13 protein-coding genes are annotated in these 14988 nt (G+C 57.0%); 7 read left to right on the top strand and 6 right to left on the bottom strand.

The annotated features are described in order from the left end of the window. Nucleotides 1-441, bottom strand: a 441-nt coding sequence (locus AC1XOS_RS11155; RefSeq protein WP_481962296.1) for a hypothetical protein, incomplete at its 3' end; no start/stop codon positions are given. A gap of 12 nt (nt 442-453) precedes the next feature. After that, a complete protein-coding gene (gene pheA / locus AC1XOS_RS11150; protein ID WP_481962295.1) occupies nt 454-1527 on the bottom strand; it encodes a prephenate dehydratase in 1074 nt (357 codons plus the stop codon). Nucleotides 1528-1561: 34 nt separating this feature from the next. On the opposite strand from pheA, the gene AC1XOS_RS11145 reads away from it, so the two are divergent. Together AC1XOS_RS11145 and AC1XOS_RS11140 are read left to right on the top strand one after the other, a co-directional pair. Continuing rightward, complete coding sequence (locus AC1XOS_RS11145; RefSeq protein WP_481962294.1) at nt 1562-2389, top strand: acetyl-CoA carboxylase carboxyltransferase subunit beta; 828 nt, start codon at nt 1562-1564, stop codon at nt 2387-2389. A 14-nt stretch (nt 2390-2403) separates the two neighbouring features. Next, entirely contained in the window at nt 2404-3360 is a 957-nt protein-coding gene (locus AC1XOS_RS11140; protein WP_481962293.1) for an acetyl-CoA carboxylase carboxyltransferase subunit alpha, read from the top strand. A 17-nt stretch (nt 3361-3377) separates the two neighbouring features. On the opposite strand, the gene AC1XOS_RS11135 is transcribed toward AC1XOS_RS11140, so the two are convergent. Together AC1XOS_RS11135 and AC1XOS_RS11130 are read right to left on the bottom strand one after the other, a co-directional pair. Continuing rightward, the gene (locus AC1XOS_RS11135; RefSeq protein ID WP_481962292.1) at nt 3378-4163 is read right to left on the bottom strand and encodes a 3-keto-disaccharide hydrolase; all 786 of its coding nucleotides are present in this window, start codon (nt 4161-4163) and stop codon (nt 3378-3380) included. A 1-nt stretch (nt 4164) separates the two neighbouring features. Further along, the gene (locus AC1XOS_RS11130) at nt 4165-6804 is read right to left on the bottom strand and encodes a hypothetical protein (RefSeq protein WP_481962291.1); all 2640 of its coding nucleotides are present in this window, start codon (nt 6802-6804) and stop codon (nt 4165-4167) included. An 87-nt stretch (nt 6805-6891) separates the two neighbouring features. Here AC1XOS_RS11130 and AC1XOS_RS11125 point away from each other — a divergent pair, with 87 nt between their 5' ends. Then, nucleotides 6892-9375 (top strand): glycoside hydrolase family 2 protein, encoded by a 2484-nt coding sequence (locus tag AC1XOS_RS11125; RefSeq protein WP_481962290.1) that lies wholly within the window; start codon nt 6892-6894, stop codon nt 9373-9375. A 44-nt stretch (nt 9376-9419) separates the two neighbouring features. On the opposite strand, the gene AC1XOS_RS11120 is transcribed toward AC1XOS_RS11125, so the two are convergent. Further along, entirely contained in the window at nt 9420-10124 is a 705-nt protein-coding gene (locus AC1XOS_RS11120) for a hypothetical protein (RefSeq protein WP_481962289.1), read from the bottom strand. A gap of 189 nt (nt 10125-10313) precedes the next feature. On the opposite strand from AC1XOS_RS11120, the gene AC1XOS_RS11115 reads away from it, so the two are divergent. Next, nucleotides 10314-10874 carry a hypothetical protein gene (locus AC1XOS_RS11115; RefSeq protein ID WP_481962288.1) on the top strand — a complete coding sequence of 187 codons (561 nt, stop codon included), beginning with the start codon at nt 10314-10316 and terminating at the stop codon, nt 10872-10874. 140 nt (nt 10875-11014) lie between these two features. Beyond that, nucleotides 11015-12274, top strand: a complete 1260-nt coding sequence (locus tag AC1XOS_RS11110) for a hypothetical protein (protein WP_481962287.1) — start codon at nt 11015-11017, stop codon at nt 12272-12274. Nucleotides 12275-12425: 151 nt separating this feature from the next. Here the strand turns inward: AC1XOS_RS11110 and AC1XOS_RS11105 are convergent, their stop codons facing one another. After that, nucleotides 12426-13280, bottom strand: a complete 855-nt coding sequence (locus tag AC1XOS_RS11105; protein ID WP_481962286.1) for a pyridoxal-dependent decarboxylase — start codon at nt 13278-13280, stop codon at nt 12426-12428. A gap of 44 nt (nt 13281-13324) precedes the next feature. Between AC1XOS_RS11105 and tdh the strand changes: the two genes are divergently transcribed. Beyond that, complete coding sequence (gene tdh, locus AC1XOS_RS11100; protein WP_481962285.1) at nt 13325-14368, top strand: L-threonine 3-dehydrogenase; 1044 nt, start codon at nt 13325-13327, stop codon at nt 14366-14368. A 149-nt stretch (nt 14369-14517) separates the two neighbouring features. Further along, nucleotides 14518-14964: a hypothetical protein gene (locus tag AC1XOS_RS11095; RefSeq protein ID WP_481962284.1), complete on the top strand. Its 447-nt coding sequence runs from the start codon at nt 14518-14520 to the stop codon at nt 14962-14964. Nucleotides 14965-14988 lie beyond the last annotated feature (24 nt).

Here is a 14988-nt window from a genome sequence, read left to right as displayed (position 1 = left end):
CGCTCTAGCTCGGGTCTTGAGGACTTCTGCCGTCTGCGCGGCTACCTTTCGACTCTTCGTAAGCAGGGCATCTCGACTCGTAAAGGCATACTTTCGGTTTTCTTGGGAGAGCCCATTTGTCCCGCTACTGCTTGACCTGAGCAGATACGATATATCAATAAACTCTACACCATTTTTGAACAAGATATTTGCACTCAGTTCAATCACACAATCGTTGTTGGGATAAGCAGAGCCCGCTGCAATATAGAGTCCTGCGCACATTTCGGACAATGATTCGTCTTCACAGAGACGAACGTGACAGAACTCCCCAATCTCCAGTGTACATCCCAACTCAGAAGGCTGGAGCAAGATCATCATTGGCTTTGTTGTGTAGTTGACAATCTTGACCCAGCCTTCACTTATTGGAAAGCTCTTATCTTGGTGTGGTTGTGATTGAGCCATCTCAGTAGAGCTCTAGTTCGCCTCGGGATAGGAGCCTAGGATGGTGACGAAGAGACTGTGCTCTTCTAGAAGTTTCAGGGCACGAGCGACTTGCGCCTCTTTGTGGTGGCCTTGAATGTCTATGAAGAAAACATACTCCCACGGGAGCTGCTTGGTGGGGCGGCTCTCGATCATGGTGAGGTTGATATCGTGGGCATCGAAGGCGGCCATAGCGCGCATCAGCGAGCCCGCGCGGTGCTGCACGGAGAAAAAGATGCTAGTCTTGTCCTTGCCCGAGGGCTGGGGCGTGTTCTCGCCAATCACCAAGAAGCGCGTGCGGTTGTGTGGCGAGTCTTCGATGTGCTGGGCAAGGAGCGGGATGCTGTAGAGCTCACTGGCGATGCTGGTGGTGATGGCGGCGCTGGTGGGCTCGGCGGCGGCCAGAAGCGCCGCTTTGGAGTTCGATGTCGCATCTACGACCTCGATGCTCGTTCCTAGGTTGTCGCGAATCCAGCTGCGGCTCTGGGCGTAGGCCTGTGGGTGCGCGTAGAGCTTGGTGATCTCTCCTAGTGTCTCGGCCTGGCTGGCGAGATTGTGCACCACGGGGACATAGACCTCGGCGCAGATCTTGAGGCGTGTGCCCTTCTCGTGGAACATGTCCAAGGTGTAGGGAACGATCCCCTCAGTGCTGTTCTCCACCGGCACGACCCCGTAGTCCGCCTCGCCACGTTCGACGAGGGCGAAAACATCGGGTATAGTGTCAGCGGCCTTTAGTTCGGAGGACGTACCGAACTTATCGAGCGCTGCCTGGTGGGAAAAAGTGCCCGCGGGGCCGAGATGCGCAACGCGGATCTGTGCCTCTAAAGCACGCATCCCGGAGAGGATCTCGCGGAAGATGGCACGCACCGCCGTGGGCGGGAGTGGGCCATGGTTGGCCTCTTCGAGGCGCTCGAAGATCTGTCGCTCGCGCTCGGGCGAGAAAAACTTGGTCTGGGTGCGTGTCTTGGAGTGACCAACTTCCTGCACGACATGCGCGCGCTGGGACAAAAGATCGAGAATCTGGGCATCGAGGGTGTCTATTTGACGTCTGAGTTCTTGTAGCGACATAAGCGTCCAGAATTATATCAAGGTTAGCAATTTTATGCCGGACTGGTTTCGCCGCCCCGCCCCTACCGCCGCACCCGAGGGCGCTTTCACGAAGTGCACCAAGTGCGGGGCGATTCTCTACACCAAAGACTTTGAGCGTGACTTCAAGGTCTGCAACAAGTGCGGTCACCACCACCGCCTCACTGCCGACGAGCGCATCGCCATGACTGTCGATGAAAATAGCTTCGTGGAGCTTGGCCGCCGTGAGATCCGCGCGGAGGACTTTCTGCAGTTCCCTGGCTACGGCGACAAGCTCGCCGGAGCTGAGAGCGCGGAAGACGACGCCCGAACCGATGGCTTGGTCACCGGAGTCGCGACGATCAGCGGCCTGCCGTGTGTGCTCGCCGTCTCGGACTTTGAGTGGGGACGCCTTGCCGGGACGATGGGCAGCGTCTTTGGGGAGAAGTTCGCCCGCGCCGCCGATAGAGCCCTCGACGAAAAAAGCGCGTTAATTACGTTCTGCGCCTCGGGGGGCGCACGCATGCAAGAGGGCCTCACCAGCCTGATGCAGATGGCCAAGACCAGCCTCTCTGTGGCGCAGCTCGATAAGGCACGCGTGCCCTATATCGTTGTGCTGACCAACCCCTCCACGGGCGGAGCCGTTGCTTCGTACGCCAGCCTGGGGGACGTGATCTACGCCGAGCCGGGCGCAACCATCGGGCTCTCGGGCGAGAGAGTCGCCGCGCAGGCACAGAGTGTGAAGCCGCCTGCCAACTACCGCACGGCGGAGTTTATGGAAGAGCACGGGCAGCTCGATAAAATCATCGCCCGCAAAGATCTAACAACGACGCTGGCAAAGACGCTCGCCTTTTTGGGGAACTGAAACCATTGGAAAATATGACGATCCAAGAGTTTGAGCAGTTTCTTGCCGAACTTGACGACAATATAGCCAAGCTGGAGCAAGCCGCACAGCGGACGGCCAATACGACGGCCTCAACCGAGGTGCAGAAGCTGCGGGCACAACGAGATGGCTACGTGGAACGCTTTTTTGCAAAACTGACCCCCTGGGACAATGTCCTGCTGGCGCGCCACGCCCAGCGGCCCTATGCGCTCGACTACATCAACGCCCTCTGTGAGGACTTTGTGGAGCTGCACGGCGATAGGCTCTTTGGCGACGATGGCGCACTGGTTGGTGGATTTGCACGCCTGTCCGGTCAGAGTGTGATGATTCTCGGGCAACAAAAAGGCCGCGACTTAAAAGAGCGACAAAAACGCAACTTTGGCTACATGAAGCCCGAGGGCTACCGAAAAGCCCTGCGCCTGATGCAGCTGGCGGGCAAGTTCACCAAGCCCGTGATTGCTTTCGTGGATACCCCCGGCGCGGACCCCAACGTGCCTTCTGAAGAGAGGGGCATCTCTGAGGCTATCGCCCGAAATCTGCGTGAGCTGGCCGTCCTCCCGACTCCCACCATCGCCATCGTGATCGGTGAGGGCGGCTCGGGCGGCGCCCTGGGAATCGCCGTCGCGGACTGTGTCCTGATGCTGGAGCATAGCTTCTACTCCGTCATCGCCCCCGAGGGCTGCGCCGCGATTATCGCTCGTGATGCCACCAAGGGCTCTGAAGCCGCCCGCTGGATGAAAGTGACGGCCTACGATGCGCTCGCGCTGGGCCTGATCGACGGCGTGATCAAGGAGCCGCTCGGCGGCGCCCACCGCGACCCCGCCGCCGCCACTGAAGCCCTCCGAGAAGCCATCACCACCGCCCTCGCCGAGCTCACCCCGCTCACCACCGACGAGCTCCTCACCCGCCGCGCCAAGCGACTGCGTGGCATGGGGCGCTTTACAGATGTTTAACTACTTTTCCGTGTGTGCTACTTCGGTTTAGGCACAGGTGGTGGGTTGATGGAGGCTTTTGCTTCGTCGGGGGTGAGGGAGCGGATCTGGATGTCCTTGATGCCCGCGACCGTGTTGTAGCAGGAAATCCCGAGCGGGCGTGATGCCTCCACTTCGGAGCGGATGCCGATCTTACGGCCTCGGGTGTCCACGCCCACGACTTGCTTGTCGTCAATCCAGGCCGTGATGCCGCGCTCGCTCACTCGGACACGAATCTTGTACCAGCGCTTGTTTTCAAAGGCCATAAAGCGCGCGGTTTCATTGCGGGCAGCGTCTTTGCCGTCGAGGCTGGAGAGCCCGACGACCCCGCCGTTCCAGCCGCCGACTATAAAGCTACACGGACCGTCTTTGACGGGAAAGGTCAGGCCACAGAAGAAGTCGTTGCCCTCGATGCGCTGGGCTTGGAGCGAGATCTCATAGTTGAGCTTGGGGAGCGTCGCCGTGTCGCCCGTCCAGGTGATTCCGGTCATCTCATCGCCCTTGGCCAGAACGATCATGCCGTCTTTGACCGCCACGGGGCCTTCGTCGCCGAACGGGGTGCTCTTCCAGTTGGTGAGTGTTTTCCCATCAAAGAGAGATTTTGAGGGCGGTGTGACTTGGGCATAGAGTGGCAGGACGATCAGGCTGAGAGCGATCACGATAAGCTCCCGCCGATTGAAAGCGGCGTTTAAGAGCCTCGTGCCCTCAATGATGCTAGTCGTGGAGCGACTTTGTGGCCGAAGGCCCTCAGACGCCGATTTTAACCGGCGGTAGAAAATGTTCATGTTATTTCTCAATCAGGTAGTAGAGCGTGTCAGGGCGAAGTAAGATCGTTTTTGCGTTCCCCACTTTCGTGACCGAGTAACCGTTCGCATCCAGTGCCATCACAGTCATACTCGCCGCATCGGGGCGGGTGAGGTTGACCGTGCCGTTGATGGCTTTGACGAGAATCGGAGCACCACCGAGGCTCTCGATACGCTGGAGGTTTTTCTCGCCCGGCGCGCTCTTCCAGCCCCAGTTCTTGTCCTCGGACATCACCTGGAGCAGGAGCTTTTTGGAAGTGGCGATCGGTAGGCCGTCCAGGCTTACTAGCGAGATCGCGCCATAGTCGAGCTGGCTCGTGACGGTCATGCCGGGCAGGCTGACGGTTCCGGCATCGGCGAGAAAGCCCAGGAGGCCATTGACCTGTGGCGCAGCGATCACGGCGCGCCCACTGCCCCAGTTCCAGGCTAGCTCGCCCGTTGCGCTCTTTGCCACTTTCTTATTTCGATCAATGCCCGCAAGGCTGCCCAGCTTCGAGGGCGCTCCCGCCTCAGAGATATTGGCCCGCACCTGCCCCACCAAGTAGGCCAGTGGGTCGAGCGAGGGTAGCGTGTCTAGCGTTTTTGTCTGGCCGCTCGGAAGATCGGCAGCGCGGAGGGCATCGAGGTTCACGGGGCCACTGACGGGAGCGCCTTGCAGGGTAAAGAGATTAGCTTGCTTAAGATTTGCCTCGATAACCGTCGGGCCGGTCTTGACCAAGCCCTTGCGGAAGATCAGCGCGGCGGCGGGGGACTGGCCCAGGACGCTCGGGACTTGCAGGTCGAACTTGCCGTGCTGCTGGCTCCAGCTCGGGCCGGAGAGCGCAAAGAAGTGGATCGCACTAGAGCCCTGGAGTGCTCCGTAGGCCGCGGCAAGAATTGGCAAATCAGCGCGGTAGCGATTCGGCATCGGCCAGTTCACCTCCGAGACCATCGAGGGCAGCCCGTTCCACTTGAGATCAAAGAGTGGCAGGCCCTCCTCAGGCGACTTCAGCGCGGACTTGTCCTCATACAGATCCCCGACACTGAGGCTGTAGCTGGCGCGTGGCCCCTCGTGCTTGCCACCGAAGTAGCCGTGGCGGTCCATCGCATCTAGTCCCGTGTTGCTCCACTTGTCCAGCGGCCCCAGAAACCGCGCCTCGCCCGTCACCCAGTTCGAGCCGTAGACACTGGCCTGAAAGCCCAGCTCACTCTTGAGATATTTTGCGGCGCCCTCAAAGAACGCCCGCTGGCTCTGCGCGAGAAACGCGACTGTGTCTTGCGAGCGCAGGCCGCGCTGGTTTCCTAGGTTCCAGATCGGCAGAAACGCGGCACGACTCTCGGTGGGCCTGTCTTTGGCATCGGGCTGCTTCCACGTAGAGAGTGCCGCTTCGACGGAGCCGTACTTCTTGCCCAGCCACTGCCCGAACTGCTTCTCTAAAATCTCCATCTGCGGCGCGGGGATAGTGTCGTAGCTGAACGTCCAGAAGAGATAGCTGTCCTCGTTGCAGAGCTCCGCCAGCGCCACCGCGGGGTCTTTGCCCAGTGGCTCACCGCTCGGGTTGGGAGCCGTGAGGATGGTCTTCCACCAGCTCTTGTAGATATTTTGAAACTCGGGGCTGAAGAAGAGCAGGGAGAAAGGCTTCTTACCCGGTGTGTAGCCCGCCAGCGAGTCGCCTGTCGGAATGTCCAGCCAGAGCGGGAAGTAGATCGAGAGGCAGCTATAAATTCCCTCTTTCTTGAGCGCAGCCACGAAGCGCTGGAGGCCCGCCAGCTTCTCGGGGTCAATCTCGCGGAAGTTGCTATCTTTCCAGAGCGCCCCATGAATCCGCACGAGGTTCACGCCCTTTTTCGCCAAGTCCCGTGCTAGGTAGCGCAGTGATGCCTGTGGCATGCGGGTGAGCTCCCCGCCCGCGTTTACTGCCCAGAAACGCTCGGGCTGGCCAGTCTTGCTGTGCACAAAGCTCTCGCCCTTGCGGACAATAAAGCCGTTTTCTCCGGCGACTTTTTCATTGAGGCTGCGCAGGTCCAGTGCGGTGGGCTGGAAAGTATCTAAGTCAGGCTCGAAGGCAAACCAGCCTGGCTCCGTCCGATTGAGTTTCTCCCCGGGCTTGCTCTTGCCACGCGGGATGAACGGGACTTTCGTGAGCACAAAGCAGTCAAAGACCGCCGCGCCATCGTTTTCGGTCAGCTCGATGCGGAGCGTGTGCTTGCCCGTCGTGAGACTGACTTCACCTGCCCCCACCCAGTTGGCCCCGACAAACTGCCGGATCGGAGAGTCATCGAGGAGCGCCGGGTCTTTGCCGACAAACTGCCAGGGTTGCTGGTCGAAGCGCCAGCGAAACGGGCCATGCTTCCAGAACTTGCGGGCGTAGAAATCGTAGCTGCCGCTTTCTGCAATCGTGACTTCATACTCCAGAGACAGCGGCAGGCTCCGTGGCCCCTCCACCCCGATCCATGCTCCGCCGGAGAGCACCGCTTTCTCTGTCTCATTTGCGGGCATAAACGAGTGTCGCGTCGGGAAGTTGGTTGCCCTGGGGCTCTCCGCCTCAAACCAAATAAAGCCCGTGTTTAGGTTTTGTGCCTTCGCACAGGCACCACTCAGTAGTCCCAACGCCGTTGCTAGAAAAACAATCCCTCGTCGCATAGATCTCATGGTACCTGAGAAATATTAGGATCGTTCGCAGGAACAATCCTGTGCGTGAGACGATCAGAGTGACTATAGTGCGCACATATGGATCGTCGTAGCTTTCTGCAGACAACAGTTCTAGGGGTCTGGGCGATGAATGAAGTCGAGCCCGACCAGGCACCTCCCGACGTCTGGGAGCTACGCCGTGAGGGCGCAAAAGACTGGAAACCCGCCACCGTCCCCGGCTGCTGGGAGAACGACGGCATCCCCTCCACATTTTCCGGTCCCGTTTGGTACCGAACCCTCCTCCCTGGCCCTCCTCCCAAGCCTGGGAGGAGGGTATTTGCTGAGTTCGATGCGGTCTCCTACCACTGCGAGGGCTTTGCGGATGGCAAGAAGCTCGGAGAGCACACGGGGCTCTGGGATGCGTTTGCGTGGGAGCTTCCCGCAGGCACGCGCGAGCTGACACTTCGCGTGGAGAAGCCAGGCAGTGCGCGTTTTCCGCTAAACCAGACACTGGCCGTCGAGGCTCCCTGGGGTGGGCCGTGGCAGGAGGCTCGCGTGCGCACCACCGGCCCGGCAAGAATTGCGCAGCTCTGGGCACCTGCTGATGACAAGGGAAACGTCGCGGCAGAGGCGGAGCTAGATCTCGCGCCGGGCACAAGCGCACTGGTCACGTTTTTGCTCACCGATCCTGAGGGCAAGACCGTGGCACAAGCGCAGGCAGAGGCAACTAAATCGGGAGTGGTGGCCGTGGCAAATCTGATGGTCAATAGGCCGCTGCTCTGGAGCCCGGAAGCGCCCCACTGCTACACCCTGACCGTCACAGCAACCACGGCAACGCACAACAATACCCTCTCGGATCGCCAGACACGCACCGTGGGCTTCCGGAAAGTCCAGCGCGACGGCGAGCGGATTCTACTGAATGAGCAGCCGATCTACTTTCGGGGCCTTCTCTCAAGCGGCGGGTACGAGAAGACGCGGGCTCCTAATCCTCCCCCTGAGGTCTTTGAGGCGGAGCTGAAGCGTGCAAAGGCGCTGGGGTTCAATGGCATCACGCTCTCTGGCTGGGTTCCGCCCCGCGCCTACCTTGAGCTTGCTGCTCGCCTCGGGGTTCTGCTCTGGGTGGAGCTGCCGCTGGGGGCGTTTGTCAAAAGCGAGGCTTTCACCAAGCAGACACTCTTAGAGTACGCCCGAATCGTGCGGCAGAGGGGGGATCATCCGGCAGTCCTGCTCTGGACGGTGGGGGGGGCGCAGAGCCGAGGGAGCGATGCCAAGCTTATCGCGCAGCTCTACGCCGCGCTGAAAAAACAAACCGGCTCGCCCCTCGTGCGAGACTGCTCCGGCTCCGCAGAACTCGATGGTGACGTTCTGGATGCTCCGCCAGAGCTTGCCGATTTTAGCGAGCTGCTTCTCTCCTGCGACCTGCCCTTTACTCGCCCCACCTACGATGCCCTCGCGCCCCGCTGGCGCACGAGGCAACCCACTTTACTAACCGACCTGCGTGTGTCTTCCTCACTCGTGGCAAAGCACACCATCGAGCTTGCCCGCGCCTCGCCGTTTACCGCAGGCTACACGCTGGCAGGGCTTCAGGAGCCTCTGGAGCTGGGGGAGTTCAATGCGGACACGGTGCTCTTTATCGAGCCTGACCGGCGGCGGGAGCGCGTTGCGGGGGGAGATCGCGTGGTATGGACGGATCGTGTGGGAGTCTGGGGCGGCGAGCGGGTTCGGCGGCGTGTGGGCATCTCGCACTTTGGCAAGAGCCTGGGGCCAGGAGCCGTCCTGCGCTGGAAGATCTCCACGGGCGAGAGTGGCGAGCTGACACTAGGGCCACTGGAGACCGGCGAGGTAAACGAGCTGGGTGTGATCGAGTTTACCCCCCCTCCGCCCCCCGCAAGCGGGGGAGCCCTGAAGGCAGCTCTCACCGTGGAGCTGACAGTGGCGGGCAAGACGCTCTCTAAAAACACCTGGCCGCTCTGGGTATTTGGAAAACGCGTCCCAATGTCGTCGGGAGCGATCACGAATCTCTACGACCCCACGAGGCTTCTGGTGGGCTTTGAGGAAGTAACCGGCTGGAAGACGCTCCCCTCCCCGAATCTAGGGCTGGGTGGGCCGGGGATTATCCTTGCCACGGCTTGGAGCCCGGAGCTGCTAGGGTTTGCACGCAATGGAGGGCGCGTTCTCTACCTTCAGCCCTCGGCCTTTGGCGGACTTCCTGCGATGGAACTACCGTTTTTTCGTGAGGCAGTGCGGCTCGTCAGCGACCATCCGAGCTGGGGTGGCTTTCCCTACGAGAAGCGTGAGAAGGCTGCGGACGCTCTCTGGTATGGCTTGGCGTCGGACTGTGCCTTTGAGCCTGAGGCTCTGCAACAGCTACTAGGTGTGCCACTGAGTCCGCTTCTCACGCGAGCCGATGCCCGTAGCGCCCAGACGCACGCCTATGTGTGCGAGGCACAAGTCGGAGCAGGGAAGCTCCTGCTCACGACATTGCGTCCCTATGGGGGACTAGGGGATCAGCCCTCTGGCCTACAGCACGCGGTTTGTGGGGTAAGTTTACTACGCGCCTGGCTGGAGTGGCTGATCCGCTGAAATAGTCCCTCCTCCCCCTGCCCTCTGGGCGTTTGGGAGGAGGGTCACAGCTCCTCGATGCTGGCGATCACTCTATCGACGATCTCGGGGCCGGTGCGAGGGTTGAAGAAGACGGCTTTCCAGGCGGGAAGCGAGCGCCCGTGTGGACGGTAGCCGATGCTGGTGGTAAACGAGAGGCGCGCATCGAGGCGTGGGTCTTTTGCGTGATCTCGCTTGTGGTAGAGGCGGCGCACTTCGTCGGTGTAGCGCGCGAACTCTTCGTCGGTGAGCTGGCCGGACTCCAGCCGTGAGAAAATCTCATGGGCGTTGCGGCCCTTGGGCAGAACCCACCACGCCACCGACGGCCCAATCGTGTCTTGATTCAGCACGTGGCAATAATCAAGAGAAGTGAGCTTGGTTTTGAGGCGCTGTGCCTGCTCCAGCGCGTGAGCGACCAAGACCTGCCAGCCAGTGAGGCCGATGCCATTGAGCGAGGCCATCACGGTGTAGGGACCCAGCGCGGGGCGGGAGCACTCCAGCGTGAAGAGCGCGGGGTCGCGGCGACCATCGGCCTCGGAGAAATACGGCGTCTGCTCCACACTGCGCGAGAGATAGCGCAGGTCGGAGCGCTGGTTGACCAGAAACGCGCTCCCCGGATAGTGTCCCCAGCCCATCTTATGAAAGTCAATGGTGATGCTATCGGCCACTCTAAGCCCGTGAGCATAGTTTCGGGCGCGGGCGATCAGCGGCAGGAGCTCGGCAGGAAACATGAGCGGGTTTTTCTCCAGATCGTACTCGCTGAAGAAGCACAGCACCCAGTGGTCCGGTGTGGCAGGCGAGCGTTCGAATGTGCCTATTAGAAAAAATAAAACTTTAGTTGCAGATAAGGTAGTCTAGAGATAAAATGACTAAACGACGTGTTTGATAGTGTCCCTTAATGAAAAGGAAAAGGTGAAGTAATGTTATCGTTGTTGAAGTTGAGCGTCACAGCCACCCTCTTAGCGGTTCTTTCTAGTGCCGCACATGCTACAGTTGTTGTCCAACCAATATTGATACAGCAAACTGACTATGATAATGGGATGGGAGCATGGTCTGGAAATGGTCATTCATGGCTTGCATACTCAAGTAGCAATAGTGGTACCGATTGGAAGTTGCAGGCAAAGGCTCTGGGAGAGATAACTCCGCCACCATCGTCTGCATTTACTGCAAATGCATATCTAAAAATAGAACTTGACGCTTCTTGGTCTGGTTCAACACCTCCAGCATCGATACCAATAGCAACGTATGAAGAATGGGAAAAGAATCAGACCTCAAATGCAAATGCTCAAGTTTCCTTTAATGGTAACTCAGCAATAGGTAGTACTGGCAATACAGGTTATATTAATGATGATCTAGCACTAGATGGATACGGAGAAGGTTCTGTAATCTACAGCGTCGGGGCTAATGCAGGAGGGCAATCAAGCGTGGCTACGCAGTCAGGTTATGCATATGGTCTGTATACATATCGTTTTTATCCCTAGTTTGGATTAGGTGAAGATGTGCGTAAAAAGGAACTTTGAATTTTGACTGATCTAGACATGTTGAAGTATGATGTATGCTTCAACATGTCTTTGAAGTTTGAAGGCAGAAAAACATTTTTTGGAGTGCAATTTTTAAAAGTATGACTGAGCGTAATTTAAATGAAAATGTCAGTTATTTAGCTACTAAAATTAACAAGACAATTCTGTTTGATGGATTTTCTTGCGCCACATTAAATACGAACTTGGTCAGGTCTGTATTTAATAGCAAGATTGATCTAGGTGACTTAAAAAAAATAGGGTATGTAGCTGATCGTGGCACGCGGAGAGTTATGGTGCTTCAGTCAAACTATGCTAACCCTATGGACTTGCCATTACTTTCACTGAATGAACTTCGGTCAATTATTAGTAATCTTTTATCGTTTGATGTAGTTCGTCCCAATCAAGGTAAGGCAAACCGATTGCCAGTGTCTACATTTTATCTAAAGCGTCTCCAAGAATCATTAACTTCAGATCAAATTATAGACTTGGAAAAGGGGTTTATCCCTTTTGAAAAATTGAATAATACACAAAAAGACTCACTAAATTCACTGATATATCATACATTTTACGGTGGACTTATGAATAAATGTAGGATATTAGATAGTTATATAAAACAAGGTAAAGTTTTAAAATTAGAAAATTTAGATCGATACGGTGAAAATAGTGTCGCTCTTAGTATTGATTCTAAAACCTACGTTCCTTTAGTGGATCGGAAATTAGATCATACAAATGAAAGTATTAAGAACAAGGAATTTATTGATAATGCATTAAATATCGATATATCACCACTGAGTGAGTTGGTTGAAAAATCTAATTTGATAAATCGTGGTGAACTACTAAGTGTTGATGAATCATTAAAATCAAAGAGGGTCATATATTATTTGATTTCACCACAAGATTGGGGGCTAATCTTTCGAGATATTTCTAAAATTTCGGGGTGCCGCCTAGGATCTAGAAATGGATTTCTCAACATGTCCCTAAGTAGGGTTTCAAGAAGCAGTATAAACAGCAGTGATATTGAAAAAATCCTTCCTCCATCAATATTAAGAGCTGTTTTAATACGTTCATTTAAATTCACATCGCAAAATTACTTGCAATCATACAAGAAAATATTGATAAAAAGGAAATATATCGACATAGGCGATCTGAACTTTATTGGTGAATCAGCATTATGTCTGTACCTTGCGGATGAAATATTTAAACAAGTAGTAGATCTATCTAGAGATCAGAACAGTTTGATTAATAATGTTGAAAAAAGTTTTATTTCTAAGCGAGATGGTAATTTCCAGATTGGTATTACGATAAATAATAAAATGAAAATACAAGTTCAATATCCACCGGCAGTTACTATTGGGAATTAGGCTGTGATGACTATATAACTTTATAGGATTTTGGATATTGCCAAGTATTTGTGCTAGAAACTATGATAAATATACGAGCGTTTCTGAGAGACCCTAGAGGCCGCATCGCCTCCGGGGTCTTCCCATCTACGGAGTCACTCACGCAGTCTCTCTAAACCTCGCCCACGGCACCGTCCACGTGGAGCTGTGGGCGTGGCTGGCCGTATTTCTGAGCAAGTGTCTCGGTGATGCACCGAATCTGCGCCACGTCGTCCACGCCGAACGTGTCGGTGGTGCCGAATGTCGCGACCACGTAGGCCACTTTGACGCCGTCGGTGTAGAGCTCTTCTAGCTTTTCCTCTAGCAAGTCTAGGCGCATGGCAAGGCTTGCATCCGTGGGAATCGAGTGGAGCTGCGCCGTGCCCATCCCGAGCCAGCCCGCGACGCTCTGATTGGAGTAGTGGCTGGCCTCGCTGACAATCCCGGCGATGCGCTCGCCCTGAAGCCCATGGTGCATCGCGCCGGGCAAGACTTTCTCAATCCCGATCTTCGCCCCGTAGAGATTGGAGATCGTCCCACCCATCGTAAAGACGCCCCACGGATCGTCGGTGTGGTAAAAGAGCAGGTTGGCAAGCGCGGTGACGGCCTTCACCTCCAGCTCATTGGAGCGCTGGCTGTAGGTGTCGGTGCAGAGATTGGGGTTTTTCAGCAAACACGCCAGCGCCCCGATCAGCGACGCGTTATTGGCGGGACCTTTCACGTTCTCCAAGTGCAGCGGCGACGACCAGCTATCGGTGCCCCAAAAATACGGAAAAATCGCATCGCGGGCATCTTTGAGGTTCCCCGGCAGTAGATGAATCTCCGGATTCACCGACGCGGTCTCGTAGTTCTGAGACATGGGTGAGGCGGGCAGAAACTCGCCCTCAGCCTCCAGCGCCGAGAGAAGCTCCTGGAAAATCTGCGTGATCTGCTGGGGCTGCGACATAAAAAACGTCTCGATAAGATGCCGGTACTGCGGTGTATCCATAATGAGGTTATTCTACCGCTCCTGTCGGGTAAAATTAGGACAGTATGAAAGCTATTGTCAAGTCCCTCGCCGGGGAGGGAGCCACGCTACAAGATGTCCCTACCCTCACGATCGCACCGTTCGGTCATGTTCTGATCAAAGTGCAGTCCGTTGCCATCTGTGGCACGGACTTTCATGTCTATAGCTGGGACGCCTGGGCCGCGGGTCGCGTCAAGCCGCCGGTGATCATGGGCCATGAGTTCTCGGGCACTATTGTCGAGGTGGGCGAGGGCGTGACCAGCCTCAAGGTGGGGGACTTTGTCTCCGGCGAGTCGCACAAGATCTGTGGCCACTGCCTCCAGTGCCGCACGGGCCAGGGGCATGTCTGCCGCAACACGCAGATCTTTGGGGTGGACACCGACGGCTGCTTCCGGGAGTTCTTCGCCGTTCCCGAGGCCAGCGTCATCAAGAACGACCCGCGCATCCCGCCGCACATTGCCTGCCTGCAAGACCCGCTGGGCAACGCGGTTCATGCCGCCATGCAAGGGGAGCTTGCCGGGCGTAGCGTGGCCGTGCTGGGCTGCGGTCCCATCGGGCTCTTTGGCGTGGCGGTCTGTCGAGCACTGGGCGCAGGCGTGGTCTTTGCCTCAGACACGTCGCGCTATCGGCTAGAGCTGGCGGCAAAAGTCGGTGCGGATCATCTCTTCCAGATCCCCGGCGATGACCTCGAAGCCGCTGTCTTGGATGCCACCGATGGCCAAGGTGTGGATGTCGTTTTAGAGATGAGCGGTGCGCCGCCTGCCATCCAGCAAGCCATGCGCCTCGCCCGCCCTGGTGGCCGCGTCTCGCTCATGGGAATCCCCTCGCGCCCCGTCGAGCTGCGCGTCTCCGAGGACATTATCTTCAAGGGCCTCACGATCCACGGCGTCGTCGGTCGCCGCCTCTACGAGACCTGGACCACGATGCAGAGCTTGCTGGCCAATGGCCGGATTAACGTCGAGCCGATCCTCACGCACCACCTGCCGTTTGCGGACTTCGAGCAGGGAATGGAGCTGATGCGCTCCGGCCAGTGCGGAAAAGTCGTGCTGGATGTCAGCACCGCCGATTAGAACGGCGGTGCTAGAGAGCGCTCCGCGCTACAAAGGCCGTCCCGGCCATCCCAAATTTTATGGGCCGGGTATCCTCAGGGTGGCCCTTCGTAGCTTTAGCTCTCCAGTCCTGCCGCTCTAACCGGCGGGTTAAAGCGGTATCATAAACCATGTTGCGCAATATTCCGACTCTCTGGGTCAACGTGCTAGGTGGCATCGGTGCTTTCCTGTGCATCGGAATGAGCTGGCAGGTGTACGCACAACGTCGCCACGCCCAGTACGAGCAAAAGCGGCAAGCGGGTATGCGTGAGGTGGTAGCCAACGCCCAACCTGTGATCGCCGCAGTTCGTGCCTATGAAAAGCAGCACAAAAAGCCTCCTGAGACGCTAGAAGTCCTCAAGAAAACCTTCCCAAGCCCAGGCCCGATGGCAACGCAAGGCTGGGAGTACAGGCGTGAAGAGGCAAAGTGGACACTCGCCGTCTCCGTCAACCGCACGTACACCTCCAACTGGGGTTTTGGCGATACCTTTGTCTACCGCTCCGATGGTAAGTACGAGCGAGAAGCCTACGGTGGCATTCTGGAGCGCTTCGGCGAGTGGGGCTACTACTGGGAGTAATCGAGGCGGCGCGGGACTATCTGT

The sequence above is a fragment of the Armatimonas sp. genome (genome assembly GCF_964826245.1).
The sequence above is the reverse complement of the archived record's forward strand: the minus strand, read 5'-3'. Positions and strand labels throughout refer to the sequence as shown.

Bases quoted from the DNA above. Each gene is read 5' to 3' on its own strand.
- pheA (WP_481962295.1), bottom strand. From the start codon at position 1,527: ATGTCGCTACAAGAACTCAGACGTCAAATAGACACCCTCGATGCCCAG.
- AC1XOS_RS11145 (WP_481962294.1), top strand. From the start codon at position 1,562: ATGCCGGACTGGTTTCGCCGCCCCGCCCCTACCGCCGCACCCGAGGGC.
- AC1XOS_RS11140 (WP_481962293.1), top strand. From the start codon at position 2,404: ATGACGATCCAAGAGTTTGAGCAGTTTCTTGCCGAACTTGACGACAAT.
- AC1XOS_RS11135 (WP_481962292.1), bottom strand. From the start codon at position 4,163: ATGAACATTTTCTACCGCCGGTTAAAATCGGCGTCTGAGGGCCTTCGG.
- AC1XOS_RS11130 (WP_481962291.1), bottom strand. From the start codon at position 6,804: ATGCGACGAGGGATTGTTTTTCTAGCAACGGCGTTGGGACTACTGAGT.
- AC1XOS_RS11125 (WP_481962290.1), top strand. From the start codon at position 6,892: ATGGATCGTCGTAGCTTTCTGCAGACAACAGTTCTAGGGGTCTGGGCG.
- AC1XOS_RS11120 (WP_481962289.1), bottom strand. From the start codon at position 10,124: ATGTTTCCTGCCGAGCTCCTGCCGCTGATCGCCCGCGCCCGAAACTAT.
- AC1XOS_RS11115 (WP_481962288.1), top strand. From the start codon at position 10,314: ATGTTATCGTTGTTGAAGTTGAGCGTCACAGCCACCCTCTTAGCGGTT.
- AC1XOS_RS11110 (WP_481962287.1), top strand. From the start codon at position 11,015: ATGACTGAGCGTAATTTAAATGAAAATGTCAGTTATTTAGCTACTAAA.
- AC1XOS_RS11105 (WP_481962286.1), bottom strand. From the start codon at position 13,280: ATGGATACACCGCAGTACCGGCATCTTATCGAGACGTTTTTTATGTCG.
- tdh (WP_481962285.1), top strand. From the start codon at position 13,325: ATGAAAGCTATTGTCAAGTCCCTCGCCGGGGAGGGAGCCACGCTACAA.
- AC1XOS_RS11095 (WP_481962284.1), top strand. From the start codon at position 14,518: ATGTTGCGCAATATTCCGACTCTCTGGGTCAACGTGCTAGGTGGCATC.